This window comes from Mesorhizobium sp. B1-1-6 (assembly GCF_006443035.1).
Taxonomy (GTDB): domain Bacteria; phylum Pseudomonadota; class Alphaproteobacteria; order Rhizobiales; family Rhizobiaceae; genus Mesorhizobium.
In genome coordinates, this window is the sequence record NZ_VFWR01000002.1 from 143,957 (window position 1) to 170,207 (window position 26,251).

Consider the following 26,251-nt stretch of genomic DNA (forward strand, 5'->3'; position numbering starts at 1 on the left):
CGCTCCTCGAAAAATCAAAACCGTTGTGGACTGAAGGGGGCCACGTCGATCGGCGGAGTCTGCCCCAGGACAAGCTCGCGGATCAACCGTCCCGTCGCAGCAGCCTGGGTCAGGCCAAGATGGCCGTGGCCGAAAGCGTAGACCACCGGCCGGCTTCCCGATGCGCGGCCGACGACAGGCAATGAATCCGGCAGCGAGGGACGAAACCCCATCCATTCGCGTCCGCCCGAAGGATCGAGGCCCGGCAGGAAGTCTTGCGCCTTGCGCAGCAGCGCCTTCGAGCGCGCGTAGTTGGGCGGCCGCTCGATGCCGCCGAGCTCGACCGCGCCGCCGATGCGCAGGCCCGTGTCGAGCGGCGTGATGACGAAGCCTTGGCCGGAGAAAATCAGCATCCGCTTCACCTCGAAGGCGGTCTTTGGCAACGTCGTGTTGTAGCCGCGCTCGGTTTCGAGCGGAATGCGGTCGCCGAGCTGCCGCGCCAGCAGATGCGACCAGGCGCCGGCGGTGACGACCAGGTGCCGGGCTTGCCGCGTCGTGCCGTCGGCCAGCGTCAACGTCGCGCCGTTCCCGTCCGCGGCGACGCCGGCGATGCGGGCCTTCTCGAACCGCGCGCCCTTGGATTGCGCATAGTCCCAGATCGCCTTGCCGAGCAGTTTTGGATCGGCGACCGTCTTCCAGCCCGGCACGAACGTGCCTTTGCCGAAGCGCGGCGACAGGCCGGGCTGCAGCTCCGCCAGCTCCTCGCCGCCGACATGGCGGAAGCCGATGCCGAAGCCCTGGCGCGCCGCCCAGCCGGACAGCGAGGCCTGGAATTCGGCCCCGCTTTCGTAGAGTTCGAGCGAGCCATTCTCGCGCAGCATCCGCCTCGTGCCGGAGCGGTCGAGCAGGCCCATCCATTCGGCCTCGGCGAGCGCCATCATTGCGGCCTGCGCCGCCAGGCCAGCCTCGTAGTGTTTCGCCGAGCCGGCACGCCAGAAGCGGATCAGCCAGGGCAGCAGCTTCGGCAGGTAGGCGGGCGGGATGGCGAGCGGGCCTAGCGGGTCGGCCAGCCATTTCGGCAATTGCCGGAGCATGCCCTTGTGCGCCAGTGGCAGCACGTCGGAAAACGCGAAGGCGGCGGCATTGCCGGAGCTCGTCTCCTCGCAGATGCCGGTGCGGTCGTAGACCGTGACGTTTCGCCCCGCCTCGGCAAGAAACGCCGCCGCGCAAATGCCGATGATGCCGCCGCCGACGATGGCGATATCTATTTCTTCTCCCTGTTCACGGGGAGAAGACGCCCGCAGGGCGGGGCGCCGCCGCGCTTCCATCGATTTGGAACTTCCTGTCACGGGCGCCGCCTCTCGGAAGAAAGCCTCAGAACGCCGGTAGTGTCGGCCGCACCGCCAGTGCGTCCTTGACGATCTTCTCGACCGCCTTGCGGCGCTCGCCCGACAGCGGCTGGCGCGGCATGCGGACGCGGTCGTTGGTTTGAATGGCGAACACCTCGGCAAGCTTGATGTTCTGCACCAGATAGGTCGAGACGTCGAGATCAAGCAGCGGCCGGAACCAGCGATAGATGGCGAGCGCCTCTTCGCGGCGGCCCCGCTGCATCAGCTGGTAGATCGCCACCGTCTCGCGCGGGAAGGCGGTGACGAGACCGGCCACCCAGCCGATGGCGCCCACCGACAGCGCCTCGAAAGCGAGATTGTCGACGCCGGTAAACAGGTCGTAGCGGCTGCCCAGGCGATTGATGATCTCGGTCGAGCGCCTGATGTCGTCGGAGGATTCCTTGATGGCGACGAAGCGCTTGTCCGACGCCAGTTCCTCCATCTGGTCGACGGTGACATCGACGCGGTAGGCGAGCCGGTTGGAATAGATCATGACCGGCAAGTCGCCGGCCTCCGCGACGGCGCGCAGCGCCGCCACCGTCTCTTCCGCATTGGTATGGTAAATCGGGCTGGGCACCACCATCAGGCCGTCGGCGCCTTCCTTGGCGGCGCGGCGGGCGATACTGGCGGCCTCGCGTGTCCCGGCCTCGTTCACCGTCAGCAGCACCGGTTTCTTGCCAGCCACCTTCTGCGCGGTTTTCAGCACTTCAATCTTTTCGTCATGGGACAGCATCGGCCCTTCGCCGAGCGATCCGCAGACGATGATGCCGTCGCAGCCGGCCTCGATTTGCAAGCCGAAGCAGCGCTCCATCTCGGCATGGTCGAGGCGGTCGTCCGTGGTGAATTTAGTCGTGACGGCTGGGAAAACTCCGGTCCACATGGTCATCGCTCCTCTGATATATCAGCCGTATATCTATTAAGAAAGCCGCTGTCAACACGGATTCTCCTATGATATATGCAAAATATATCAGGAGACTGCCTTTGATATCCATGCAAATGAGCGCTGCGTTCGAGCCGGCTGCGACCAAGGCCTACCGCATGCTCGAGCATATGATTGTCACGCTCGAACTGGCGCCGGCGAGTTTCGTCACTGAAGGCGGCCTGATCGAGAAGCTGGCGCTCGGCCGTACGCCGGTGCGCGAGGCGATCCAGAGGCTGGCCTGGGAAGGACTGCTCGACGTGCGGCCACGCGCAGGCATCGCCATCGCGCCGCTGCACCCCGGCGACTGGCTGCGCGTCCTCGACGCGCGCCGCGGCGTCGAGGTGGTGCTGGCCCGCTCCGCGGCGCGCTTCGTCACCCGCGACGCAGCCGACCTCTTCCACGATGCCGCGCTTGCCATGCAGAAGGCTGTCATCTCCGGCAACGTGCTTGCCTTCATCCAGGCCGACAAGACGCTGGACGAGGCGCTGGCGCGGGCTGCCGACAACCCGTTCGCGGCCAGGCTGGCTGCCCCGCTGCAGACCCACAGCCGCCGCTTCTGGTTCCGCTACAAGGCCGATACCGGCCTGGCGGAATCGGCCGAGCATCACGTCGCGCTGATCCGCTCGATTGTCGACGGTGACGAGGAAGCCGCCGCGAAGGATGCCAAGCGGCTGATGGCATTGCTGCGCGCCCATGCCGAGGCGGCCGCCACACGTTGAAGCATACCGCCCGACACCGACCTCGGTTCAGGACAGTGCATGCCCAAGACTACGCGTCGCCTGAACCGCTTCGACGCGATGAGGCTCAGGCTCCTGACAAGGCCGCCTTGATCGTCGGGCTGTCCCAGCCCTCGCCGACGGACAGGATGCAACTCTGGCCCTTGGTGTCGGAGGCGAGGACGGTCCAACTGCCCTGTTCGGAAACGAACACCTCAAGCACCACGTTGGGATTGATCAGGCCACGCCCGGCCTCACTTTCGTGGAAATTCTCGCCGAGCGCCTTGACGATGTCGGCGCGTGCCGCACATTGGCCGGCTGCATTCGCCGGCCCTATCGATAGCGCCGCCGCGGCGCATAGCAGCATGGACATAAGACGTTGTGCCATCGGACACCTCCTTGCGCCCGACGATGCGATGCTAACGGTCAGCCGTCGGCGCTCTGGTTGCCTGCCATGCCTCCTCCAGGGCAGGATCGTAGCTCTAAGTCCTGGCGCCCTCGCCGGTTCCATCACATTAGCGTTTGCAAAATAAACGGCCCGAGCCAGGGGACTCGGGCCGTAGATTTTTGGGTGGTCCTGCCGGCCCGCGCGGCCGCAGCCGAAGGCGAGGACGCGCAAGCGGACAAGTGTCCGGCTAGTTCATCGTCGGGATGACGAACTCGGCCCCGTCCTTGATGCCGGCCCGCGCGCCCGCAGCCGAAGGCGAGGACGCGCTATCGGACAAGCGTCCGGCTAGTTCATCGTCGGGATGACGAACTCGGCCCCGTCCTTGATGCCGGCCCGCGCGCCCCGCAGCCGAAGGCGAGGACGCGCAAGCAGACAAGCGTCCGGCTAGTTCATCGTCGGGATGACGAACTCGGCCCCGTCCTTGATGCCGGACGGCCAGCGCGAGGTGACCGTCTTGGTCTTGGTGTAGAAGCGGAACGCGTCCGGACCGTGCTGGTTGAGATCGCCGAAGGACGACGCCTTCCAGCCACCGAACGTGTAGTAGGCGATCGGCACCGGGATCGGCACGTTGACGCCGACCATGCCGACCTGCACCCTGGAAGCAAAGTCTCGCGCGGCGTCGCCGTCGCGCGTGTAGATGGCGACGCCATTGCCCATCTCGTGGTCATTGGCGAGCTTGATGGCGTTCTCGTACGTTGGCGCGCGCACCACCGACAGCACCGGCCCGAAGATCTCTTCCTTGTAGATGCGCATGTCCGACGTGACGTTGTCGAACAGGCAGCCGCCCATATAGTAGCCGTTCTCGTAGCCCTGCATCTTGAAGCCGCGGCCGTCGACGACCAGCTTGGCGCCTTCCTTGACGCCGATATCGACATAGCCCTTGACCCGCTCCAGCGCCTGAGCGGTGACCAGCGGGCCGAAATCGGCGGCGGAATCCGTCGAGGGGCCGACCTTCAGGCTTTCGACGCGCGGCACCAGTTTTTCCATCAGCCGGTTGGCGGTGTCGTTGCCGACCGGGACCGCCACCGAGATCGCCATGCAGCGCTCGCCGGCGGAGCCGTAGCCGGCGCCGATCAGCGCATCGACGGTCTGGTCCATGTCGGCGTCGGGCATGATGATCATGTGGTTCTTGGCGCCGCCGAAGCACTGCACGCGCTTGCCCGACGCGGTACCGCGCGAATAGATGTAGTGAGCGATCGGCGTCGAGCCGACGAAGCCGATGGCCTTGATGTCGGGATCGTCAAGGATGGCGTCGACGACCTCCTTGTCGCCGTTGACGACGTTGAGGATACCGGCAGGCAGGCCCGCCTCGATGAACAGCTCGGCGATGCGGATCGGCACGCCCGGGTCGCGTTCGGAGGGCTTCAGGATGAAGGCGTTGCCGCAGGCGATCGCAGGCGCGATCTTCCACAGCGGGATCATCGCCGGAAAGTTGAACGGCGTGATGCCGGCGACGACGCCGAGCGGCTGGCGCATCGAATAGACGTCGATGCCGGGGCCGGCACCGTCGGTGAATTCGCCCTTCATCATGTGCGGCGCGCCGATGCAGACCTCGACCACTTCGAGGCCGCGCTGGATGTCGCCCCTGGCATCGGCGATCGTCTTGCCGTGCTCGCGCGCCAGGATGTCGGCCAGTTCGTCATAGTCGCGGGCGACCAGTTCAAGGAACTTCATAAGGACGCGCACACGGCGCTGCGGGTTGGTCGCGGCCCATTTCGGCTGCGCCGCCTTGGCGTTCTCGACCGCCGCGCGCAGTTCCGCCTGCGAGGCCAGCGCCACCGTGCCGCGCACAGAGCCGTCCATCGGCTGCATCACGTCCTGCTTGCGACCGCTGGTGCCGGCGACACGCTTGCCGCCGATGAAATGACCGTATTCGATCATGATGTCTCTCCCTGGGTTTGTGATGGTGCATTGTCCGCCTTTGGCACGCCGATGGCAACGCGAGGGAGAACGCAACCGTTGTGCGGAAAATAGACACCGGTTGACGGGAGAGCATCAATTCTCGCAAATGGGAAGGATCACGAAGACGACGCTCAAGGATTGGCAGGTTGAATTCCTTCACCACAGAACGCGACATTGAAAATTGTCATCCGGACCATCCTCATGAACTGGGATGACGTCCGCATCTTTCTCGCCGTGGCGCGCGCCGGGCAAATCCTTGGCGCGGCGAGGCGGCTCGAACTCAACCACGCCACCGTCTCGCGCCGCATCGCCGCACTTGAAGACGCGCTGCGCACGAAACTCTTTCGCCGGCTGACCACCGGCAGCGAGCTGACGCCCGCCGGCGAGCGCCTCCTCGACATTGCCGAGCGCATGGAGGGCGACATGATCGCCGCCCGCTCGACAATATCGGGCGAAGGCGACGACGTTTCGGGCACGGTGCGGATCGGCGCGCCGGACGGATTTGGCGTCGCGTTCCTCGCCCGGCGCCTCGGCGCACTGACCGCGCTGCACCGTGAATTGACGATTCAGCTCGTACCGGTGCCGCGCTCCTTCTCCCTGTCTCGCCGCGAGGCCGACATTGCCATCACCGTCGAGCGGCCGACCGAGGGCCGGCTGGTAGCGGGCAAGCTGGTCGACTACTCGCTCGGCCTGTTTGCCTCGCGTGCCTATGCTGAAGCCCACGGCCTGCCCCAGACCGCTGCCGAGCTGGGACGGCACACATTGATCGGCTATGTGCCGGACCTCATCGTCAGCCCATCGCTCGACTACGCCGCCGAATTCAGCGCGGACTGGCGCACCAGCTTCGCCATTTCCTCCGCGCTCGGGCAGGCCGAAGCGGTGCGGTCGGGCGCCGGCATCGGCATCCTGCACACTTTCGTCGCCCGCTCGATGCCGGAACTGGTGGCCGTCGACGTGGTGGCTCCCATCCGCCGTGCCTACTGGCTGGTCTATCACGAATCGGTCAGGCCGCTGCGCCGCGTCCAGATCGTTGCCTCCTTCATTACAAAGGCGGTGGAGCGGGAGAGAAATCTTTTCGTCTGACGCATGTCGGCCATCGCAGCTTCCTCCACGACACGGAGAACGGCATGATGGTGCTTGACCCCGCCTTCTACGCCAGGATGAAGCCGATTTATGACGAGTATCTCGCCCACTCCAACCCGGTCGCCACCGATGTGACGATCCCGTGGGCCTACCGGCTGCTGTTCGACGAGGGTTGGTGAAACAGGCGTTCTGACGCGATATCCCCCGGCCGCGCCCGCCGATGGCGAGCGGGCGGCGTCTATTTCAGATAGCGCTCCTGCGCCAGCGCGCGGGCGTCGATATCGGGCACTTTGTTCGAGATGATGTCGGCCAGCACCTTGGCCGAGCCGCAGGCCATGGTCCAGCCGAGCGTTCCATGGCCGGTGTTGAGGTAGAGGTTGGAAAGCTCCGTGCGCCCGATCAGCGGCGGCCCGTCCGGCGTCATCGGCCGCAGGCCGCACCAGAACGTCGCCTCCCGCATGGCGCCGGCTCCTGGGAACAGGTCGCCGACCGAGTGTTCGAGCGTGCGCCGTCGCGATTCGTGCAGCCGGAGGTCGAACCCGGAAATCTCGGCCGTGCCGCCGACGCGGATGCGGTCGCCGAGCCTCGTGATCGCGACCTTGTAGGTTTCGTCCATCACCGTCGACACCGGCGCGGCGGCGGCATCCTTGATCGGCACCGTGATCGAATAGCCCTTGACCGGATAGACCGGGATCGGCCGCTTCATCCGGCGCATGAAGTCCGACGAATAACTGCCCAGCGCCATCACATAGGCGTCGGCGGTCAGCCAGCCCTTGCTGGTGCTCATATTGTTGACGCGGTTGCGGCTGCGGATGACGCGCCATATCGTCGTGTCGTATTCGAACTTGACCCCGCGTGCCACGCAAAGCTCGGCCAGCCTGTCGGTGAACATCTTGCAGTCACCGGTCTCGTCGCCCGGCAGCCTCAGGCCGCCGACGAATTTTTCGCGCACCGCGGCCAGAGCCGGTTCCGCCGCGATGCAGCCGTCCTGGTCGAGGATTTCGTAGGGCACGCCATATCTCTTCAGCACCTCGACATCGCCTGATGTGCCGTCGAGCTGCTTTTGCGTGCGAAACAGCTGCAGCGTGCCCTGCGTCCGCTCGTCATAGGCTATGCCGGTTGCCTCGCGCAGCGCCTTCAGCGTGTCGCGGCTGTATTCGGCCAGCGGCACCATGCGCGATTTGTTGACCGCGTAGCGTTCGGCGGTGCAGTTGCGCAGCATCTTGACCAGCCACGTCCACATATGTGGATCGAAGGCCGGCCGCACCACCAGCGGACCATGCTTCATCAGCAGCCATTTGATCGCCTTGAGGGGGATACCGGGCCCGGCCCAAGGCGAGGCATAGCCGGGCGAAATCTCGCCGGCATTGGCGAAGCTGGTTTCCAGTCCCGGCCCTTTCTGGCGGTCGATCACGGTCACCTCGTGGCCAGCCTCGGCGAGATAATAGGCCGTGGTCACCCCGATCACGCCACTGCCCAGCACCATGATTTTCATTCATTCACTCCTTGCCGCGCCGAGCGTCCTCAGGACGCCCGTGGATGCGGCCGTATTTTCGATTTGCGCATGATCCCGAGCGAAAATCGATGTCGATTTTCGAGACCACGCGCTGTTGCCCATTCACGCCGCCGAGGGACCGGGGTCGTCTTCTTCTGTCTGCCGCATTCCGGCCGTCTCGCCAAGAGGCCGCCAATCGGCTGCGGCACTGTAGACGAGCCTGAGCCCGTGCGGTCTCCGCTCGTCAGCTTGGTCTTTCTGCCTGACCGTGCGCCGGGCAGCTTCGGGCTGGTAGAGCACGGCCTTGATCAGGATCGCCTCCCGCCTGCCGTCGGCGTGTTCGACCGTTGCCGTCTGGCCTTGCGCCATGCCAAGCATGCAGAGCCCGCGCCTCGTTGCGACCGAAAGGCTGGAGCCGACCGGCCCGCGCACCTCGTGCTGCACCAGGGTTCGCGTTTCGGCGGGACCGGCATCGACGCCGAACACCACCCTGCTGTTCAGGGTAACGATGTCGGGGCCGACCGAATCGATCGGCACGACATCGGCGCGTGAAAGCTTGTGTTCGAGCATGCGCACGATCGGATCCGCGAACGCCCGCCGGCGCTCCAGCATGACTTCGAGGACGGCGAAGTCCTTCGTCGTCAGGCAGCAATTCGTGCTCGTCATCACCGCCTCCGCCATCAAGCTCGTTGCAGGCCGGAAGCCGGCGCATCGACGGCTTCGACGGTTACTGACAGTTCCCGACCGCCACGACCGTTCCAGCAAACCGCCTGCCCAACACTCGCGCCAATGAGCGCGGTTCCCATCGGCGTCAGCACCGAGATGCGGTTCTCGGCTATGTCGGCCTCACCCGGGTAGACCAGCATGATGCGCTGGGCGTCGCCGCTTTCGCCGCGCACGATCACCGTCGAACCCATTCGCACCACACCGGCCGGCATCGCCGCCGCGTTCGTGACGACGGCCCTGTCCATTTCCGAAAGCAGCTCCTCGGCCGTCTCGGGCGCGCGATCGAGCAAAGCCCTGGCCAGGCCCGTCAGCCTGTCATGGTCGGCGTCGCTGATCAGAAGATGGCTGTTTGGACGCAGTTCTTTCGCGTGTTGCATGGCAAACCTCATGGACCGGCGCATCGAGCGGATGCGCGCCTGCCGGCGCGCTGGCGACGGCGTGATGAAAGGCCGGCAGCCGCGAAGGGCTGTTCGGCTTGATGGCGATTGTGGATGTATGGATGCCCCGGTACGGACGGACGCCGGAAGGCGGCCGCGCCGGGGCTACGATCCCGCGATCGGGCAGACCCTGAAGAAGGTTTTGATATAAGCGAGCTTGCTCATGTGCCAAAGCTTGCCGAATGGCGCCCGCTTGTCAAGCGCGGCCAAACCGCTCAACCGCCCAGATAGCGCCGGTGAAAACGCGTTCCGAGGCTGGCCAGGATTTCATACCCGATGGTGCCGGCATGGTCGGCAGCATCGTCGACGCTCTGTGAGGGCCCTAGCAACTCCACCAGGTCGCCCTCTCCGAGCCGGCCGGGCGGCAAGGCGGAAATGTCGAGAATGATCGAATCCATCGACACGCGCCCGAGGAAAGGCAGGCGCACCGCCTCGAACCATGCGGCCGAAGCGGAGCGGCGCAGCCAGCCGTCCGCATAGCCGAACGAAATCGTCGCCAGGCTGAGCGGGCCCTGCGCATGGTAACTGTGGCCATAGCCGACGCCAGTGCCCTTTTGGACACTGCGCGTCTGCGCCACCTTGGCCTGCAGCCCGACCACGGGCAGCATCGGGTTGGCTTGGCCAGGCGTCGGGTTGATGCCGTAGAGGGCGGCACCGGGCCGGGCGAGATCGCAATGATAAAGCGGGCCTAGAAAGATGCCGGAGGAGTTGGCAAGCGAGGCCGGCGCCACGGGTAGCATGGCACGCAACCGCGCGAATGCCAGCCTCTGCTGTTCATTGGCCGGGTGGCGCGGTTCATCGGCGCAGGCCAGGTGGCTCATCACATATCTGACGTCAATGCCATCGAAAGCGCCGACATCCCCGGCCACCGCCTCGACCTCGGCTGGCGCCATTCCAAGCCGCGACATGCCGCTGTCGACCTGGACGGCAGCCGGGAGCCGGCGCCCGGCGCGGTGTGCCGCTGCGCGCCAGGCTTGCAACTGTGCGCCACTGTTGATGACAGCGCACAAGCCAGCCGCCACCGCTTCCGGCTCGGAACCCGGCGGCAGCCCGTTCAGCACGTAGATGTCCGGTCCGGCCCCCACCGCCTTGCGCAGCGCGATGCCTTCGGACAGCAGCGCGACGAAGAAGATGTCGCAGCCTTCCTTCATCAGCGCCGATGCCACTTGCGCGGCGCCGAGACCGTAGCCGTCGGCCTTGACCACGCCCGCGCAGCGCACGCCGCCCAGCCGCGCCTTCAGCCGCCGGTAATTTTCGCGGATCGCGCCAAGGTCGATGGTGAGGATGGCCCCGGCAGCAGCCTCGCTTGTGGCGTCGGCTTCCTCGGGCAGCGATCTTTTGGGGGCGTCGTGCATGGCGGCCCTTCTTGTGGCGGATGGACATCAATAAGACGGTCGAACCGGCGCGGCAACCGCTGGCGTTTGAACCGCGGCCGCGGCCCGTCCGGCTATGGCACAAGGTGACGGAACGCCGTCACCACGTCTTCATAGACCTTGCGCTTGAACGGCACGATCAGGTCAGGCAGCTCCTGCATCGGCCGCCACGACCATTTGTCGAATTCGGCGGTGTGGCCGCCGGGCGGCGGATTGATCTGGATCTCGCTGGTATCGCCATGGAAGCGGAAAGCGAACCATCGCTGCGTCTGACCCCGATAGCGCCCCTTGAAGGCGACGCCGACCAGGTTGTCCGGCAGATCATAGTTGATCCAGTCCGGCGCCTCGGCGAGCAGCGAGACGCTGCGCATGCCGGTCTCCTCATAGAGCTCCCGCTCCGCCGCCTGCAGGGGCTCCTCGCCCTTGTCGATGCCGCCTTGCGGCATCTGCCAGAGCTGCGTGGTGCCGGCGAATTCGCTGTCCGGCTCGGCGATGCGATGGCCGACCCAGACCAGGCCCTCGGCGTTGAGGATCATCAGCCCGACACAGGGACGGTAGGGCAGCGTCTCGCGGTCGACCTTCTTCGTCTTCGGCATCATTCAGTCTTTCAAGCTGTTTCCCGGTGGCTAACCCTTTTGCGGATCGATCGCCACCGCTGAAATCGGCACGATCTCGATGCCGCGTTTCTTGGCCTCGGCCACCCATGACGACACCGTGTCGACCGTCAGGTCGAAAGCGGAGCCGATGCCGACCGCGGTGCCCTTGGCACGGGCGGTCGCCTCCAGGCTGTCCAGTTTCTTCAGGATGGCGCCGCGATCCTGCACGGCGTCGATCGCCGTGTCGCCGGCGACGAAGGGCACGCCGTCCTTCAGCGCCAGATCCGGCGCTAGGCTACGCGCCGACGAGCCGTCGTCGATATAGGCGAGCCCGCGTTTGCCGAGCTCGGCCATGAAGGGTTCCATTGCCGCCGGGTCGGCGGAAAACCGCGCGCCCATATAGTTCATGACACCGGTATAGTTCGTCGTCCGCGACAGTGCCCAGCGCAGGTTCTTCAGGTTCTCTTCCGCGCTCGCCGCCACCGTCAGCGTGTTGCGCCCGGGGTTGACATTGGGATAGTCGAACGGTTCGAGCGGCACCTGCATGACGATCTCGTGGCCGCTCTGCCGGGCGGCCTGCATCCAGCGGCCGATGCTGTTGCCTTGCGGCGCGAACGCCAGCGTCACTTCCGCCGGCAGCTTGGCGATGGCCGCCTGGGTGCCGGTCTGTGAAACCGCGAGCCCGCCGATGACGATCGCCACGCGGGCGCCGCGCGCGCCTGACCACGGCCGCGCGTAGACATCGAAGGGCCGCCGGCCGTCTGCGGCGCGCACCGGCAAGGGGCCGGCATCGCCGGCCTCGATCAGCGCCCTGTCGGGAATATGCGCGATCTTCAGGTTTTGGCCGATGGTCGACGGATCGCGGATGACGATTGCCGCCTTGGGCGGACCATCGCCTTCCTCTGTCTGCACATGGATGATCTGCGGGCCTCCAGCCTTGGCCGGCATTTCCGCCTTTGGCGTCGTGACCGGCGCTAGAGCGGACGGCGCAGCGGTCGGCTCCGGCACCACTTTCGGCGTCGAAACCGCGACTTCCTGCGGCTTGCGAAACGGCTTGTCCCTGAGCGCGATCGCGCCGGAGACGCCGACAACGGCCAGCACGACGAACGCAGCCACGAGCGCACCCGCGCTGACCTTGCCGGCAGTGCGCGGCGGACGGACAGTCAGCCCGAGCGGTCGTTCGATGTCCTTGCCGATATCAGCCAAGCCCTGTCCCCGTCCGCATGGCTTCGAACATGGAACCGTTTCGAAGAGACATGCGCGAATTCTTCATGCCGGCGCACCCCTGGCGCCCTGTATCGAGGGATTCGCGTTACCCCCGAATCAAACTGCCGGAACCTTTCGGTCCCGGCAGCATCGCATTGCTTCCATCGGGCGGCCAGACCCGTTGTTGGCCGCCACCTGTTACTGGTTGAGGACGGCCTTCTGCGGATTGGGCGGGAAGGACGGATCGGTCTTCTGGCCGCGCAGCAGCTGCTCGGCATAGATGAGCTGGAGGTCGTCCTTCGGATCCGGTGGCACATAGGCTGCCGAGCCCGAACCGGTCGAGCTCTCGTCGGCACCCTTGATGTGGCCCTTGAGGTCGGATTCGCCGCGCGTCAGGTCCCTGCCCTGCAGTTCCGGCGGCAGCGGCTGGTCGACCTTGATGTCGGGCGTGATGCCCTTGCCCTGGATCGACTTGCCGGACGGCGTGTAATAGAGCGCCGTCGTCAGCCTGAGCGCGCCGTTCTCGCCAAGCGGGATGATGGTCTGCACCGAACCCTTGCCGAAGGACTGCGTTCCGACCACCGTGGCGCGGCGTAGGTCCTGCAGCGCGCCAGCGACGATTTCGGACGCGCTCGCCGATCCGCCATTGACCAGCACGATCAGCGGCTTGCCGCCGATATCGTCGACCTGCTTGGACTTGGCGTCGAAGCGGGTAACGTCCTTGGGATCGCGGCCGCGCGTCGAAACGATCTCGCCACGGTTGAGGAAGGCATCCGATACGCTCACCGCCTGATCGAGCAGACCGCCGGGATTGAGGCGCAGATCGAGCACATAGCCCTTGAGCTTGTCGTTCGGCACCTGCTTCTTGATGGTGTCGATGGCATTCTCGAGGTCGTCATAGGTCTTTTCGGTGAAGGAGGTGATCTTCATGTAGCCGATGTCGTTCTCGACCCGAAACTTGACCGCCTTGACCTTGATGATGTCGCGCACCACCGTCAGCTCGATCGGCTTGTCGGCGCCCTGGCGCAGGATGGTGAGCTTGATCGGCGTGTTGACCAGGCCGCGCATCTTGTCGACCGCGTCGTTCAGGGTCAGGCCGCGAACCTCCTCGCCATCGATCTTGGCGATGTAATCGCCTGCCAGCACGCCCGCCTTGGCGGCCGGCGTATCGTCGATCGGCGTGATCACCTTGACCAGGTCGTTCTCCATGGTGACCTCGATGCCGAGGCCGCCGAATTCACCCTTGGTCTGCACGCGCATGTCCTGCGCCTGCTCGGCGTTCATGTACGAGGAGTGCGGGTCGAGCGAGGCAAGCATGCCGTTGATGGCGTTCTCGACCAGCGATTTGTCGTCGGGCGGTGTCACATACTGCGCCCGCACCCGCTCGAAGATATCGCCGAAGATCGCCAGTTGCTTGTAGGTCTCCGACCCCGCAGCGTTCGCTGCCGAGCCGGGCGCGCCATAGACCAGGCTCATGGCGGACGCGCCCATCAGCGCACCGGCAAACAGAAGCGACAGTTTCCGCATCATTTCACGTCCTTCCAGAAAAACGGTCCGCCCACCATGGGGTCGGATCGACGGGTTTTCCATCCTTGCGGAACTCGACATAGAGCTCCGGCGTGGCATTTCCATTCTTCGAAGCCGAGGTGCTTGCCACCCGGGCCTCTCCCATCGCACCGACCGGCTCTCCTGCGAGCACTGATTGGCCGGTTGCGACGCTGATTCTGCTCATCCCCGCCAGGACGACATGATAACCGTCGCCGGCATTCAGGATCAAGAGTTGACCGTAGGAGCGAAACGGCCCCGCATAAAGCACATTCCCATCCGCCGGTGCGGTGACGATGGCGCCCGATTGTGTCGCAACCATGTCCCCAAGCATCACCGCGCCGTTACCGTCTTCGGCGCCGAACCGGCGTTTGATGCGGCCGATGACCGGCAGCGCGATCTGTCCTTGCAGCGCCGAGAAGGGTGCCGCAGCGGCAAGCCGGTTGGCCTCGGGAACCGGCAGCGACGCCGTCATGTCGCCGCCCGCCTTATCCCTGCCCGCCTTGTCGCCGCCCGCCTTGTCGCCGCCGGCTTCGCCGGCCTCCGCGGCCTTTGCGGCATCCGCGGCCTTGCGGTTGCGTTCGGCCTGCGCTTCGAGCGAGGCGATCAATTCCTTCAGGCTGCTGGCCTTGGCTGCGAGCGCCTCGGAATGCTGTCGCTCGGCCGACAACTGCGCCTGCGTGTCGGCTTCGAGCTTCTGCTTGGCTTCCAGCAGCATGCCGAGCCGCTTCTTCTCCGCCGTCTGCTCGCCGACCGCCTCCGTCAGCCGTGCCCGCTCGGCCTCGATCGAGGCCGTCACTCTTGTCTGCTCCTTGAGGTCGGCCAGGAGCCTGTCGGTCTGCTGGCGCAATTCAGGCACCACGGCGCCAAGCAAGATGGCGCTGCGCACCGACGACAGCGCGTCCTCCGGCTTGACCAGGATCGCCGGCGGCGGGTTCAGCCCCATGCGCTGCAATGCGCCCAGCACCTCCGCCAGCACGTCGCGCCGCGCCATCAGCGAGGCGCGGATCTTCTGCTGCTGGGTCTTCAGCCCCTCCAGCTTGGCGCCGATGTCCTCGATATCCTGCCCAAGCTTCTGTTCGGTCATCGCCGACTGGATCAGCGCGGCGGTGATCGAGGCGTGGTCCTTCTTGACCGCGGCGATGTCGGCGGCCAGCTTGGCCAGCCGCTCGGACGACAGGCTTATCTCCTTGGAGATCTGTTCGTATTCGGCGCGGCTCTGGTCCGGATCGGGGGCCATGTCGAGCGTGTTCTCGGCCCATGCGGCATTGAGCGACAGGATGACCACCGCCGCCGCGATGCCGCAGCGCGCGCGCCAGGAGCCCGCTGTCGATGAGCCCGTCGTCGATTTCCAGCCTTCAGCCATGCGGGATGGACTCTATCTGCGGCTTCGTTAACGAACCATCAACCATATTAATGCGCATCGCCCAAAACTGTGCAGCGGTTTCGCACACCGGTGAGCAAAATAGGGAAAGCCGGGCCGAAGCCGTGATCTTGCGCGGCATTGGGGCGGAATTCGGTGCGATGCGACCTTCAGGCTCTGTGATAGGGGTGGCCGGACAGGATCGTCGAGACCCTGTAGAGCTGCTCTGCCAGCATCACCCGCACCAATTGGTGCGGCCATGTCAGCGCACCGAAAGACATCACCAGCTCAGCCTGGGCGCGCAACGACGGATCATGGCCGTCGGCGCCGCCTATGGCCAGCGCCAGCGCCTTGCGGCCGGCGTCGCGCAACTGGCCGATGCGGCCGGCGAAATCTTCCGAGGACAGGTTCTTGCCGCGCTCGTCGAGCAGGATCAGCGCCGAGCCGGGCTGCAACTGCGCCTGCAGCCTCGCGCCTTCATCCCGCCGGCGTTCATCGGCGTTCTGGGCGCGGCCTTCGGCGATCTCGGCGATGCCGGAGAATTCGAGGCCGACAGCCGGGCCGCTCTTGGAGAAACGCTCGAAATAGCGGTCGGCGAGTTCTCTCTCGGGGCCGCTTTTCATCCGGCCCACGGCATGAACGGTAATCTTCATCCTCGCCTCAGAGGGCCGCCGATGCGTGTCGCCCGCAAATCGTCATTGGGCCTGGAACCACGGCACGCATCCAACCAACCGGCTCAGTGCAAGGTCTCTTCCTCGAGGTCCGGCGCCTGCCACATCTTTTCGAGATTGTAGAATTCGCGGACTTCGGGGCGGAAGACATGGACGATGATGTCGCCTGAATCGATCAGGACCCAGTCGGCGCCGGACAGCCCCTCGACGCGCGCCGTGCCGAGGCCGGCATCCTTCAACGCCTTGAGGAGATGATCGGCAACAGCCGAGACATGACGGTGCGATCGGCCCGACGCGACGACCATGTAGTCGCCGAGGCTCGATTTTCCCTGGATGTCGATTGAGACGATGTTTTCGGCCTTGGAGTCTTCCAGACTGGCAAGGACTGTCTTGATGGCGCGGGACACGGCGTCGTTTACGCTGATCCCGGCCGGCGAAGGCACGATGTCGGCCTTCTTCCGCAGTGCTGTTCTCAGTGTATTTCCTTTCGCAGCAAGAACAACCAAATCACCCTGAAAGCGGGTGACACCGCTTAGATAGGCAGAGTTCCGTTGCAGTTTCAAGACGGAGCCCCGCTTCCATGCGAACTCATTGAGGCTCCGCTTGTTCCGCGCGACACGCAAAAGATCGGAACCCAGGCGTTCCGCAGGGGTTATCGGCTGATTGATCAACCGGAATCCCATTATGCCGATCGACCCGCAAAATGCCCTCCTGACCGTGCAGGCGGGGCTCTCTCAGCTCAGCGCGCTCATTGTCTCCTATTCCCTTTCGGCGGTCGGCGCCGTCATCCTTCTGGTTGTCGGCTACATCGTCGCCGGCTTTGCCGAGCGTTCGATTTTTGCCGGCCTGGGCCACATCCATGGCTTTGACCAGACGCTGCGGCACTTCTTTTCCAAGATCGTCCGCTATGCCATCCTCGTCCTGGTCGTCATCATGGTGCTCGGCCAGTTCGGCGTGCAGACGGCCTCGATCATCGCCGCGATCGGCGCCATCGGCCTGGCCATCGGCCTGGCGCTGCAAGGCACGCTGCAGAACATTGCCGCCGGGATCATGCTTTTGGCATTGCGGCCGTTCCGCATCGGCGAATCCGTCGAAGTCGGGTCCATTGCCGGCTCGATCGAGGAAATCGGCCTTTTCGCCACCAAGCTCCGGAGCGCCGAAGGCGTCTACATCCTGGCGCCCAACTCGACGCTGTGGAACCAGCCGGTGCGCAATTTTTCGCGCAACGGCGTGCGGCGCGGCGACATCACCCTCTCGATCGGCTCCTGGAACGACATCGACCGCGCCCAGAAGACGCTGCTTGCGATCGCCGCCGCCGAGCGCCGCATCAAGCGTGAGCCGGCGCCGACCGCCTTTGTCGCAGCATTGGGCGAAAGCACCGTCTCGATCACCTTGCGCTACTGGACATCATCGGCGGATTTCTTCGCCGCCCAGGCCGACCTCACCAAGCGGGCCAAGCAGGAGTTCGACCGCGAACGCATATCGATCCCGCTGCCGCCACCGCAGGCCCCGGCCCCGGAAACCCGCCGGCAATAGTCAATCGCTCCCGTGCCGGTGCTGTTCGTCCGGCGCGAAGGCGAGTTCCACCGGCAGTGGCGCCTGCGCCGTCATCGGCGCGAAGCTGCCGGTTTCGGTTGCCGGCACCGGCCGCGTGGTGAACACGCGCAAAAGCACGAACAGGCAGAAGACGCAGGCGATGACCACTGTTACATAGATGAAGGCCTGTGTGCCGAAGACGGCCGACAGCGCGGTCACGATGCCCGGCACGATGAAGCCGGACAGCGACCAGGCAAATAACAGCGAACTCGACAGCGCCACCATGTCGTCCTTGCCGGCGCGGTCGGCGGCGTGCGCACTGGCCAACGAGTAGATCGATTCCGAGGCGCCGTCCCACATCACATAGATCACCAGCAGCACCGCCAGCGTACCGCCGTCGAAGCCGAGCGCAAACATCCCTGCCGCCGCGGCGATCGCGGATGCCGCGACCAGCACATAACGGCGATCGGTACGGTCGGAAATCCAGCCGAGCGGAACCTGCAGGATCAGTGTGCCGAGCGGCATCACCGAAAGCAGCAGCGCCACGTCGGCCTGGCTGTACCCCTTCGCGGTGGCGTGGATCGGCGCGAAACCGGAAATCGACATGGACAGGCCACCGACCGCCAGCATGCCGGCGACGCCGACCGGCGAAATCCGCCAGGCCCGGCGCAGCGCCACCGATGCCGCCTGCGGCGCCGGCGGCTGGGCCAGCCGGGTCATCCCGACGGGCAGGATGGATAGCGCGGTGAAGGCTATGCCGATCAGCGATGCATCCGCCGTCCTGATGTCGACCAGCGCCAGCGTCGCATAGCCGATGCCGAGCCCGCCGACATAGGCGACGTAGAAGACGGCCATTACCCTGCCGCGTATGGCGTTGGCCACGGCATCGTTGAGCCAGCTCTGCGCGACGATGAAAAGCCCGCATATGGCAAAGCCGTAGAGAGCGCGCGCCGCGATCCACAACAGGGGGTGCGGCCCGGCGCCGATTGCGGCATTCGACAGCGCGATCAGCGCCGACAGCACCATGAAGGCACGGGCATGGCCAACCCTGCGCACCAGCGGTCCGGTCAGGATGCAGCCGGCGAGACCACCCGCCGACAGACCGGTGACGATCAGACCGGCCCAGGTCGGATCGAAGCCTTCCACGCCGAGCCGGACGGGGATGTAAGCGAACATCAGCCCGTTGCCGATGGCGATCAGCGCCATCGACACCACGACGCTGGCAATCGCGATCAGCGGCGTGGGCGTGTCGCCGTGCCTCGGTTCCGCTTCGGTTTGGTTTTTCACGAGAGTGGTCATATCAGCGCAAGATCATCCATTCGATGACGAAAGGCCGCCGCAAAAGCGACATTGCCGGACTTGCCTTCCTCCTTGCGAAGAAAGGGCGCTGTGCGTACCGATCAGCCCTTCGCCTGCTCGCGGATAGCCGTCGACGACAGCGACGAGCGCGGGCCGTGGATGAAGGTCCACGCGGGCGCCTTCATGCGGGCGAGCCTCGGCGCATCGCCTTCGTCGACGCGGGCATAGTCGAAGGTCTTGGCCACGACCGACGACAGGAACGACAGCGTCGCGCCCGGACGGTCGATGACCGCGATCGGGAAGGTCATGACGATTTCGCGCCAGCGCTGCCAGCGGTGGAAATCGCGCAAGCTGTCGGCGCCCATGATCCAGACGAAGTCGACGCCGGGATTGCGCGCCTTGACCAGCGCCAGCGCGTCGGCGGTGTAGCGCACATGATGCGCCGCTTCGAAGGCGGTGACCTTGATCTTCGGGTTCTTGGCGATCTTCTCGGACAGGCACAGCCGTTCGGCCAGCGGCGCCAGCTCGTGCGTGTTCTTCAGCGGATTGCCCGGGGTGACCATCCACCACAACTGATCGAGCGCCAGCCGCCTGAGCGCGATCTCGGCGACCAGCGCGTGGCCGGCATGCGGCGGATTGAACGAGCCGCCGAACAGGCCGACGGCAAGGCCTTTGCCGGCATGCGGCATTTTGAGGTAGCTGGACGGGATAGGTTGCTCAAGCAGGGAAAGCATTCGCTAGGCACCCCCCTCTGTCCTGCCGGACATCTCCCCCGCAAGGGGGGAGATTAGCAGCTTCGGTGAAGGCACAAATCTTGGAGCATTGAAGATCGGCGAAACCAAAAATGTCAGCCGATCTCCCCCTTTGCGGGGGAGATGTCCGGCAGGACAGAGGGGGGTGGCTGGGCGCAAGCTTCAGGCCCTTTGGACGAAAAGCGTCAAGGCCTCACCTGTCCCGAGCCGCGCACGCGGTATTTGAACGAGGTCAGTTGCTCGACGCCAACGGGCCCGCGCGCGTGCATCTTGCCGGTGGCGATGCCGATCTCGGCGCCCATGCCGAACTCGCCGCCATCGGCGAACTGCGTTGAGGCATTGTGCAGCAGGATCGCCGAGTCGATCTCGTTGAAGAACCGTTCCACCGCCTGCGCGTCCTCGGCGACGATCGCCTCGGTGTGATGGGAGGAGAAAGTCTCGATATGCTCGATTGCGCCAGCGACACCGTCGACCAGCTTCACCGCGATGACGGCGTCGAGATATTCGGTGACCCAGTCGGCATCGGTCGCCGGCTTGGCGTCGAAGAACAGCTTCAGCACCTCGGCATCGGCATGGATCTCGCAGCCGGCGGCGCGCAAGGCGTCGAGGATCGGCACCAGGTGGGTGGAGGCAACCGCACGGTCGACCAGCAGCGTTTCGGCCGCGCCGCAGACACCGGTGCGCCGCATCTTGGCGTTGACGGCGATGCCGACTGCCATGTCGAGCTTGGCCGAGCGGTCGACATAGAGATGGCAGATGCCTTCGAGATGCGCGAAGACCGGCACCCGGGCCTCGGTCTGCACCCGCTCGACCAGGCTCTTGCCGCCGCGCGGGATGATGACGTCGAGATTGCCGCCGAGGCCTTTCAGCATTTCGCCGACGGCGGCGCGGTCGGCGGTCGGCACAAGCTGGATGGCGTCCTGCGGCAGGCCGGCTGCCTTCAAGCCGTCGACCAGGCAAGCGTGGATCACCGACGACGAGTTCAGCGAATCCGAGCCGCCGCGCAGGATCACCGGGTTGCCGGCCTTGAGGCAGAGCGCGCCGGCATCCGCCGTGACGTTCGGCCGGCTCTCGTAGATGACGCCGATGACGCCGAGCGGCGTGCGCACGCGTTCGATCCTGAGGCCGTTCGGCCGCTCCCAACTGGCGATCACGTCACCGACCGGATCGCCGAGTTCGGCAATTTCGCGAATGCCTTCGGCCATGGCGCGGATGCGGGCGGGATTGAGTTTCAGCCGGTCCATGGAGGACGCCGAGAGGCCGGCTTCATGCCCGTTCGCGATGTCGTTGGCGTTGGCGTCGAGTATGGCTCGCTCGCGGGCGATGATCGCCTCCGCCATGGCGGCAAGTGCCGCGTTCTTGGCGGCTGTCGTGGCGATGGCCAGCGGTCGTGCGGCAGCGCGGGCACGGCGGCCGAGGTCGGCCATGGTCGCCACTGTATCGTTCCGGGATTTTTCATGCAGCTTCAGCATGGCTCATCCTCCGCTCGTTACTTGGTCGCCCGCGAGGCTGACCACAAGGTCGTCGCGGTGGATCATCGCCGAACGCGCCTCGTAGCCGAGCACGGTCTCGATTTCGGTTGTCTTCAGGCCTGCGATCCTTACGGCATCCGCGGCATCATAGGCAACCAGCCCGCGGGCGATCTCGCGACCCTCGGGCGACAGGATCGCCACCGTATCGCCGCGCGAGAAATTGCCGCTGACCAGCTTGACACCGGCCGGCAGCAGCGACTTGCCCGATGTCAGCGCCCCGACGGCGCCGGCATCGACGGTGAGCCTTCCCGCCGGTTCGAGCTGGCCGGCGATCCAGCTCTTGTAGCCTTTCACCGGGTTGGCGCTCGGCCGGAAGAAGGTGGCGCGCTCGCCGCGCTCGATCGCCATCAGCGGCGAAAGCCGCGTGCCGGCGGTAATGATCATGGCCGTGCCGGCCGCGGTGGCGATCTTGCCGGCGTCGAGCTTCGTGCGCATGCCGCCGCGCGACAGTTCGGAAGCCGCGGCACCCGCCATCGCTTCGATCTCAGGCGTGATGCGATCGACCACCGCGACGAATTTGGCCTCCGGGTCACGCGCCGGCGGCGCGGTGTAGAGACCGTCTATATCCGAGAGCAGCACCAAAAGGTCGGCGCCCATCATCGTCGCCACCCGCGCGGCCAGCCGGTCATTGTCGCCATAGCGGATCTCGGAGGTCGCCACGGTGTCGTTCTCGTTGATGACCGGCACCGCCTTCATCTTCAAGAGCGTCGAGATCGTCGCCCGGGCGTTGAGGTAGCGGCGGCGCTCCTCGGTGTCGCCAAGCGTGAGCAGGATCTGGCCCGATTTCAACCCGCCCTTGCCAAGCGCATCCGACCAGGCGCCGGCCAGCGCGATCTGGCCGACGGCTGCGGCCGCCTGGCTCTCCTCGAGCTTCAGCGCCCTTTTTCCAAGATCCAGAATGGTCCGGCCCAGCGCGATGGCGCCCGACGACACGACCAGGATTTCCGCGCCGCCTTGAGCCAGCACGGCGATGTCGTCGGCCAGCGACGCCAGCCAGTCGCGCTTCAGCCCAGCGGTGCGGTCGACCAGAAGCGCCGAACCGATCTTGACGGTGATGCGTCGGTATTTCTTCAGCGACTGCACGGTCATGCTATTTTTCCCAGCGCGTGTCGACCGGCGCCGCGATCGCGTCGCGCGCTTCGGCCACCACCGCCATCAGCGCGCGCAGCACCGCTTCGACCCCTTCGCCGGTGACCGCCGACAGAAGCATCGGCGCACGGCCGGCGGCGCGCTTCAGCGACGCGACCTTCTTCTTGCGCTCATCCGCATCAAGCGTGTCGACCTGCGAAAGGGCCAGTATCTCGGCCTTGTCGGTCAAGCCATGGCCATAGGCTTCGAGTTCGGCGCGCACGGTCTTGTAGGCCTTGCCGGGGTTCTCCTCCTGCGCCGACACCAGGTGCAGCAGCACGCGCGTGCGCTCGACATGGCCAAGGAAGCGATCGCCGATGCCGACGCCCTCATGCGCGCCTTCGATGAGGCCGGGAATGTCGGCGATGACGAATTCGCGCGCATCGATGCGTGCCACCCCCAAGCCCGGATGCAGCGTGGTGAAGGGATAGTCGGCGATCTTCGGCTTGGCGGCGGTGACGGCGGCGAGAAAGGTCGACTTGCCGGCATTGGGCAGCCCGACCAGCCCGGCATCGGCGATCAGCTTCAGCCTGAGCCAGATGTTGAGCTCCTCGCCGGGCTGACCCGGATTGGCGCGGCGCGGCGCCTGGTTGGTCGAGGTCTTGAAGTGCTGGTTGCCGAAGCCGCCATTGCCGCCCTTGGCCAGCAGGAAGCGCTGGCCGACCACGGTGAGGTCGCAGATCAGCGTCTCGTTGTCCTCTTCGAACACCTGCGTTCCAGCCGGCACTTTCAGCGTGACGTCGGCGCCCTTGGCGCCGGTCATGTTGCGGCCCATGCCATGAGTGCCGGTCTTGGCCTTGAAATGCTGCTGGTAGCGGTAGTCGATCAGCGTGTTCAGCCCGTCGACCGCTTCCAGCCAGACGTCGCCGCCGCGGCCGCCATCGCCGCCGTCCGGTCCGCCAAACTCGATGAATTTCTCGCGCCGGAACGACACGGAACCCGCGCCCCCGTCGCCGGAGCGGACATAGACCTTGGCTTGATCGAGAAATTTCATCGGACAGCAGTTTCTTTATTGGCCTTGCGGCATTGCTCTAAACCTTGCGCCTTGCTCTAAACCAAGGCGCGGCGAAGGGCGAGGCCGTTTTGTGACAGTGGCCGCGTGGGGTTGGCCGGAGATGTCGGCATGAAGCTTGTAACCTACAACATCCAGTACGGCATCGGCCTCGATGGGCAGTACGATGTCGGGCGTATCGCCGACGCCGTGCGCGGCGCCGATGTCATCGCGCTGCAGGAGGTCACCCGCAACAATCCCAGGAACGGCGGACGCGACATGGTCGCCGAGATCGGCGAAGCGCTGCCCGACTATTTCGCCGTCTATGGCAGCAATTTCGAGGCCAATATCGGCTCGCGCATCGAAAACGGCCGCGCCATCACCACCACCTTCCAGCTCGGCAACATGGTGTTGTCGAAGACGCCCATTCATCTGTCGCGCAACCTGCTCCTGCCGCGCAGCCGCAGCTTCGAGATGATGAACTTCCAGCGCGGCGCGCTGGAGGCGCTGATCGAGACGCCGCTTGGTTTCATCCGCTTCTATTCCATCCATCTCGATCACCGCAGCCCGGTCGAGCGCGCCAGCCAGATCCAGTTCCTGCGCCGGCGCCTGTTGAACTATGCGCTTGAAGGCGGCGCGCTGTCCGGCGTCGCCGAGATCGGCCTGCCGGAACTGCCGCACCCCGAGGCCTTCGTCGGCATGGGCGACTTCAACATGCTGGCCGGATCGCCCGAATATGTCGAACTCGCCGGCCGGCCGGACCACGAATTCGGCATGCCGCTGACCGCTGATTTCGCCGTCGACGCCGCCGTGCGCCTCAATGTCGCCGGCGACGATCTCGTCAGCTGGGTCGACCCCAAGGACCCCGGCAATACCGACCGCCACAAGCGTATCGACTATATCTTCACCAGCGCCTCGCTTGCCCGGTCGCTGAAGCGCCTGTGGGTCGACCGAAAGGCTGTTGGCTCGGACCATCTGCCGGTATGGGCCGAACTGGGCTGAGCCCAAATTCTCGATCTGGCCGTACCCGATATGTGTTGAGATTCAGGTCAGGCCGGCCTCACCTGAATATCGGCACACATTAAAAATGCACCCAGTTGCGCAGGCTGGTCCATGTCTTCCGGTCGAGGCGGTAACGTTCGACCGGCACCTGGCCGGCGACGATCGAGTTCAGCATGCCCTGGCCGGCGTACTGGAACCCGCATTTGTGGATCACCCGGCGCGAGGCCGGATTGATGACCCGCGTCGAGGCATGCAGCACCTGGATGTTTGTCCGCTGGAACGCGAGATCGACCAGGGCGTGCGATGCCTCGGTGGCGAAGCCGCGCTTCCAGTAGGGTTCTCCGATCCAGTAGCCGAGCTCCAGTCCGCGGTCGGTGGTGTTCAATCCGGCGCAGCCGACGAAGCTTTCGGTGCCGGCCAGCGTCAGCGCATAGGCGATGCCGGCGCGGCGCGACTTGGTCATGGCCAGGAAAGCGCGTGCCTCGGCCTCGCCATAGGGATGCGGCATGCGCGCCAGCATCTCGGCGACATGACGGTTGTCGGCGAGCTCGACCAGTTGCGCGATATCGCTTTCGCGCGGAGCCCGCATCACCAGCCGCTCGGTGGCCAGCACCGGGCAATCGATTGCATAACTTTCGTCTTCTGAGTCTTCCGCTTCGGCAACCATGTCAAAGTCCTCCAGGCACAAGAAAAAAGGGAGATGGAAACCCATCTCCCCTGATCCTTTTCCTGGCTTTGCCAAACCTTCTGGCTTCCAGACACCGGTTCCCGAGATGGGCTGCCGGTGTTGTGGTGCGGAACCGGCTACTCCGCTGCTTTGGTAATCGGGTTGACCGATACGTAGGTTCGGCCGTTGGCTTTTTTGTTGAACGTCACGGCGCCGGCTTCGAGCGCGAAAAGCGTATGGTCGGTACCCATGCCGACGTTGACGCCGGGATGCCAGGTGGTGCCGCGTTGACGAATGATGATGTTGCCCGGGATGACGGCTTCGCCGCCGAACTTCTTCACGCCCAGACGCTTGGAATGCGAGTCGCGACCGTTGCGCGACGAGCCGCCAGCTTTCTTGTGTGCCATCTAACTAACTCCGATGCGCCCAGGGGCGCTTGAATGGTCTTATGAACGCGTTCGCGTTCCGTTTCAAGTCCGATCCGGCGACGTTTCGCGCCGGTTCGCCTTACTTCTTCGCCAGTTCCTTGGCCTGCTCGCGCCAGTCCTTGATCTGGTCGGCGCTGAACGGCATGTTCTCGTCGATCTTGGCCACATCCTTCTCGGTCAGCTTGGCGAGCTGCGCGAAGGTGATGATGCCCTGTTCGTTGAGATCCTTGGCGGCGACCGGGCCAATGCCCTTGATCACGGTCAGATCGTCCGGCTCGCCCTTCGGCGCCTTGAACAGCGGCGCTGCCGCGGTCTCGGCCTTTGCCTCTTCCTTCGGGGCGTCCTTCTTGGCCTTGGCTTCCTTCGGCGCCGCGTCGGCGGCTACCTCGGCCTTGGCTTCCGCCTTGGCAGCGGCCTTCTTGGCCGGCTTGGCGCCACCCAGCAGGATCTCGGAGATCCTGACCGTGGTCAGCAACTGGCGATGGCCGATCTTGCGGCGCGAATTCTGGCGGCGGCGCTTCTTGAAGGCGATGACCGTGCGGTTCTTGCCCTGCTCGACGACCTCGGCGGTGACAACCGCGCCGTCGACGAACGGTGCGCCGAACGTGACATTCTCGCCCTCGCCATGCGCGAGCACGTGGCCGATCTCGACGATATCGCCGACATTGGCTTCGACTTTTTCGATCTTCAGGAGATCGTTGGCGGCGACGCGATACTGCTTGCCGCCCGTTTTGATGACTGCGAACATTTTTTGCCTTTCGCTGTTCGGTCGGCCTCGATGAACCGCCTGTGGCGGTTCGGCCGTCTTTTTGTCAGTCTGCGGGTTCAAAAAACAAGCGGCGCGGAAGAACCCTCCACGCCGATTGCGCGCTGTCCCTAACCGAAGGTTTGTTGCGAGTCAAGGCAAACGGCCAGATTCTCAGGGCAACGAATCCGGGCTAACGGGTTCCTTCGGAGCTTTCGTCGGCGCGCTGTTGATGGAGCCTTGAACGGAAAAACCCGCTTGTGCGGCGGGTCCCTGGCGCAACTCAGCACCATAACCAGATCTCTACCATAGTTGCCTTCA

27 protein-coding genes are annotated in these 26,251 nt (G+C 65.2%); 5 read left to right on the top strand and 22 right to left on the bottom strand.

From position 1 onward, the window contains the following. Positions 1-14 precede the first annotated feature (14 nt). Both FJ979_RS04315 and FJ979_RS04320 read right to left on the bottom strand, forming a co-directional pair. Positions 15-1,328, bottom strand: a complete 1,314-nt coding sequence (locus FJ979_RS04315; RefSeq protein WP_224684743.1) for an FAD-binding oxidoreductase — start codon at positions 1,326-1,328, stop codon at positions 15-17. Between the two features lie 25 nt (positions 1,329-1,353). Further along, a complete protein-coding gene (locus FJ979_RS04320; protein WP_140580112.1) occupies positions 1,354-2,247 on the bottom strand; it encodes a dihydrodipicolinate synthase family protein in 894 nt (297 codons plus the stop codon). Between the two features lie 116 nt (positions 2,248-2,363). Here FJ979_RS04320 and FJ979_RS04325 point away from each other — a divergent pair, with 116 nt between their 5' ends. After that, positions 2,364-3,008 carry a GntR family transcriptional regulator gene (locus tag FJ979_RS04325; RefSeq protein WP_224518934.1) on the top strand — a complete coding sequence of 215 codons (645 nt, stop codon included), beginning with the start codon at positions 2,364-2,366 and terminating at the stop codon, positions 3,006-3,008. Between the two features lie 85 nt (positions 3,009-3,093). Here the strand turns inward: FJ979_RS04325 and FJ979_RS04330 are convergent, their stop codons facing one another. Together FJ979_RS04330 and FJ979_RS04335 are read right to left on the bottom strand one after the other, a co-directional pair. Next, a complete protein-coding gene (locus FJ979_RS04330; RefSeq protein ID WP_140493053.1) occupies positions 3,094-3,393 on the bottom strand; it encodes a hypothetical protein in 300 nt (99 codons plus the stop codon). A 444-nt stretch (positions 3,394-3,837) separates the two neighbouring features. Continuing rightward, entirely contained in the window at positions 3,838-5,334 is a 1,497-nt protein-coding gene (locus tag FJ979_RS04335) for a CoA-acylating methylmalonate-semialdehyde dehydrogenase (RefSeq protein ID WP_140517525.1), read from the bottom strand. 222 nt (positions 5,335-5,556) lie between these two features. Between FJ979_RS04335 and FJ979_RS04340 the strand changes: the two genes are divergently transcribed. Next, complete coding sequence (locus tag FJ979_RS04340; RefSeq protein WP_140580113.1) at positions 5,557-6,438, top strand: LysR family transcriptional regulator; 882 nt, start codon at positions 5,557-5,559, stop codon at positions 6,436-6,438. A 44-nt stretch (positions 6,439-6,482) separates the two neighbouring features. Next, positions 6,483-6,617 (top strand): hypothetical protein, encoded by a 135-nt coding sequence (locus FJ979_RS33305; protein ID WP_263483336.1) that lies wholly within the window; start codon positions 6,483-6,485, stop codon positions 6,615-6,617. Positions 6,618-6,676: 59 nt separating this feature from the next. Here FJ979_RS33305 and FJ979_RS04350 read toward each other — a convergent pair whose 3' ends face one another. From FJ979_RS04350 to rsfS, 10 genes are all read right to left on the bottom strand, one after another. After that, the gene (locus FJ979_RS04350; RefSeq protein ID WP_140493047.1) at positions 6,677-7,933 is read right to left on the bottom strand and encodes a D-amino acid dehydrogenase; all 1,257 of its coding nucleotides are present in this window, start codon (positions 7,931-7,933) and stop codon (positions 6,677-6,679) included. A 123-nt stretch (positions 7,934-8,056) separates the two neighbouring features. Beyond that, a complete protein-coding gene (locus tag FJ979_RS04355; protein ID WP_140580114.1) occupies positions 8,057-8,599 on the bottom strand; it encodes a nucleoside-diphosphate kinase in 543 nt (180 codons plus the stop codon). A 14-nt stretch (positions 8,600-8,613) separates the two neighbouring features. After that, positions 8,614-9,036, bottom strand: a complete 423-nt coding sequence (gene rnk / locus FJ979_RS04360) for a nucleoside diphosphate kinase regulator (RefSeq protein WP_140580115.1) — start codon at positions 9,034-9,036, stop codon at positions 8,614-8,616. Between the two features lie 275 nt (positions 9,037-9,311). After that, complete coding sequence (gene alr / locus FJ979_RS04365; protein ID WP_140580116.1) at positions 9,312-10,451, bottom strand: alanine racemase; 1,140 nt, start codon at positions 10,449-10,451, stop codon at positions 9,312-9,314. Positions 10,452-10,543: 92 nt separating this feature from the next. Further along, positions 10,544-11,065: an RNA pyrophosphohydrolase gene (locus tag FJ979_RS04370; RefSeq protein ID WP_140517610.1), complete on the bottom strand. Its 522-nt coding sequence runs from the start codon at positions 11,063-11,065 to the stop codon at positions 10,544-10,546. 30 nt (positions 11,066-11,095) lie between these two features. Continuing rightward, positions 11,096-12,271 carry a divergent polysaccharide deacetylase family protein gene (locus FJ979_RS04375; RefSeq protein WP_140554894.1) on the bottom strand — a complete coding sequence of 392 codons (1,176 nt, stop codon included), beginning with the start codon at positions 12,269-12,271 and terminating at the stop codon, positions 11,096-11,098. Positions 12,272-12,469: 198 nt separating this feature from the next. Beyond that, entirely contained in the window at positions 12,470-13,801 is a 1,332-nt protein-coding gene (locus FJ979_RS04380; RefSeq protein ID WP_181168618.1) for a S41 family peptidase, read from the bottom strand. Between the two features lies 1 nt (position 13,802). Further along, positions 13,803-15,182 (bottom strand): murein hydrolase activator EnvC, encoded by a 1,380-nt coding sequence (locus FJ979_RS04385; RefSeq protein WP_140580117.1) that lies wholly within the window; start codon positions 15,180-15,182, stop codon positions 13,803-13,805. A 167-nt stretch (positions 15,183-15,349) separates the two neighbouring features. After that, on the bottom strand, positions 15,350-15,832 hold the full coding sequence (gene rlmH / locus FJ979_RS04390; RefSeq protein WP_140525017.1) for a 23S rRNA (pseudouridine(1915)-N(3))-methyltransferase RlmH: 483 nt from the start codon (positions 15,830-15,832) through the stop codon (positions 15,350-15,352). Between the two features lie 83 nt (positions 15,833-15,915). Next, positions 15,916-16,293, bottom strand: a complete 378-nt coding sequence (rsfS, locus tag FJ979_RS04395; RefSeq protein ID WP_135902362.1) for a ribosome silencing factor — start codon at positions 16,291-16,293, stop codon at positions 15,916-15,918. A 241-nt stretch (positions 16,294-16,534) separates the two neighbouring features. Here rsfS and FJ979_RS04400 point away from each other — a divergent pair, with 241 nt between their 5' ends. Next, positions 16,535-17,386 carry a mechanosensitive ion channel domain-containing protein gene (locus FJ979_RS04400; RefSeq protein ID WP_140580118.1) on the top strand — a complete coding sequence of 284 codons (852 nt, stop codon included), beginning with the start codon at positions 16,535-16,537 and terminating at the stop codon, positions 17,384-17,386. On the opposite strand, the gene FJ979_RS04405 is transcribed toward FJ979_RS04400, so the two are convergent. The 5 genes from FJ979_RS04405 to obgE form a co-directional block, all read right to left on the bottom strand. Beyond that, positions 17,387-18,685 carry an MFS transporter gene (locus FJ979_RS04405; RefSeq protein WP_140580119.1) on the bottom strand — a complete coding sequence of 433 codons (1,299 nt, stop codon included), beginning with the start codon at positions 18,683-18,685 and terminating at the stop codon, positions 17,387-17,389. Positions 18,686-18,786: 101 nt separating this feature from the next. After that, positions 18,787-19,374: a nicotinate-nucleotide adenylyltransferase gene (locus FJ979_RS04410; RefSeq protein WP_140554968.1), complete on the bottom strand. Its 588-nt coding sequence runs from the start codon at positions 19,372-19,374 to the stop codon at positions 18,787-18,789. A gap of 248 nt (positions 19,375-19,622) precedes the next feature. Beyond that, positions 19,623-20,909, bottom strand: a complete 1,287-nt coding sequence (locus FJ979_RS04420) for a glutamate-5-semialdehyde dehydrogenase (protein WP_140580120.1) — start codon at positions 20,907-20,909, stop codon at positions 19,623-19,625. A 3-nt stretch (positions 20,910-20,912) separates the two neighbouring features. Beyond that, positions 20,913-22,052 (bottom strand): glutamate 5-kinase, encoded by a 1,140-nt coding sequence (gene proB / locus FJ979_RS04425; protein ID WP_140517608.1) that lies wholly within the window; start codon positions 22,050-22,052, stop codon positions 20,913-20,915. 7 nt (positions 22,053-22,059) lie between these two features. Next, entirely contained in the window at positions 22,060-23,091 is a 1,032-nt protein-coding gene (obgE, locus tag FJ979_RS04430) for a GTPase ObgE (RefSeq protein WP_140580121.1), read from the bottom strand. 129 nt (positions 23,092-23,220) lie between these two features. On the opposite strand from obgE, the gene FJ979_RS04435 reads away from it, so the two are divergent. Next, positions 23,221-24,090 carry an endonuclease/exonuclease/phosphatase family protein gene (locus FJ979_RS04435; protein WP_140493018.1) on the top strand — a complete coding sequence of 290 codons (870 nt, stop codon included), beginning with the start codon at positions 23,221-23,223 and terminating at the stop codon, positions 24,088-24,090. Between the two features lie 79 nt (positions 24,091-24,169). On the opposite strand, the gene FJ979_RS04440 is transcribed toward FJ979_RS04435, so the two are convergent. The 3 genes from FJ979_RS04440 to FJ979_RS04450 form a co-directional block, all read right to left on the bottom strand. Further along, positions 24,170-24,757, bottom strand: coding sequence for a GNAT family protein (locus tag FJ979_RS04440; RefSeq protein ID WP_181168619.1), 588 nt, complete (start codon positions 24,755-24,757; stop codon positions 24,170-24,172). A gap of 137 nt (positions 24,758-24,894) precedes the next feature. Next, positions 24,895-25,164 carry a 50S ribosomal protein L27 gene (rpmA, locus tag FJ979_RS04445; protein WP_140493012.1) on the bottom strand — a complete coding sequence of 90 codons (270 nt, stop codon included), beginning with the start codon at positions 25,162-25,164 and terminating at the stop codon, positions 24,895-24,897. A gap of 100 nt (positions 25,165-25,264) precedes the next feature. Further along, positions 25,265-25,933 carry a 50S ribosomal protein L21 gene (locus tag FJ979_RS04450; RefSeq protein ID WP_140517511.1) on the bottom strand — a complete coding sequence of 223 codons (669 nt, stop codon included), beginning with the start codon at positions 25,931-25,933 and terminating at the stop codon, positions 25,265-25,267. Between the last annotated feature and the right edge of the window lie 318 nt (positions 25,934-26,251).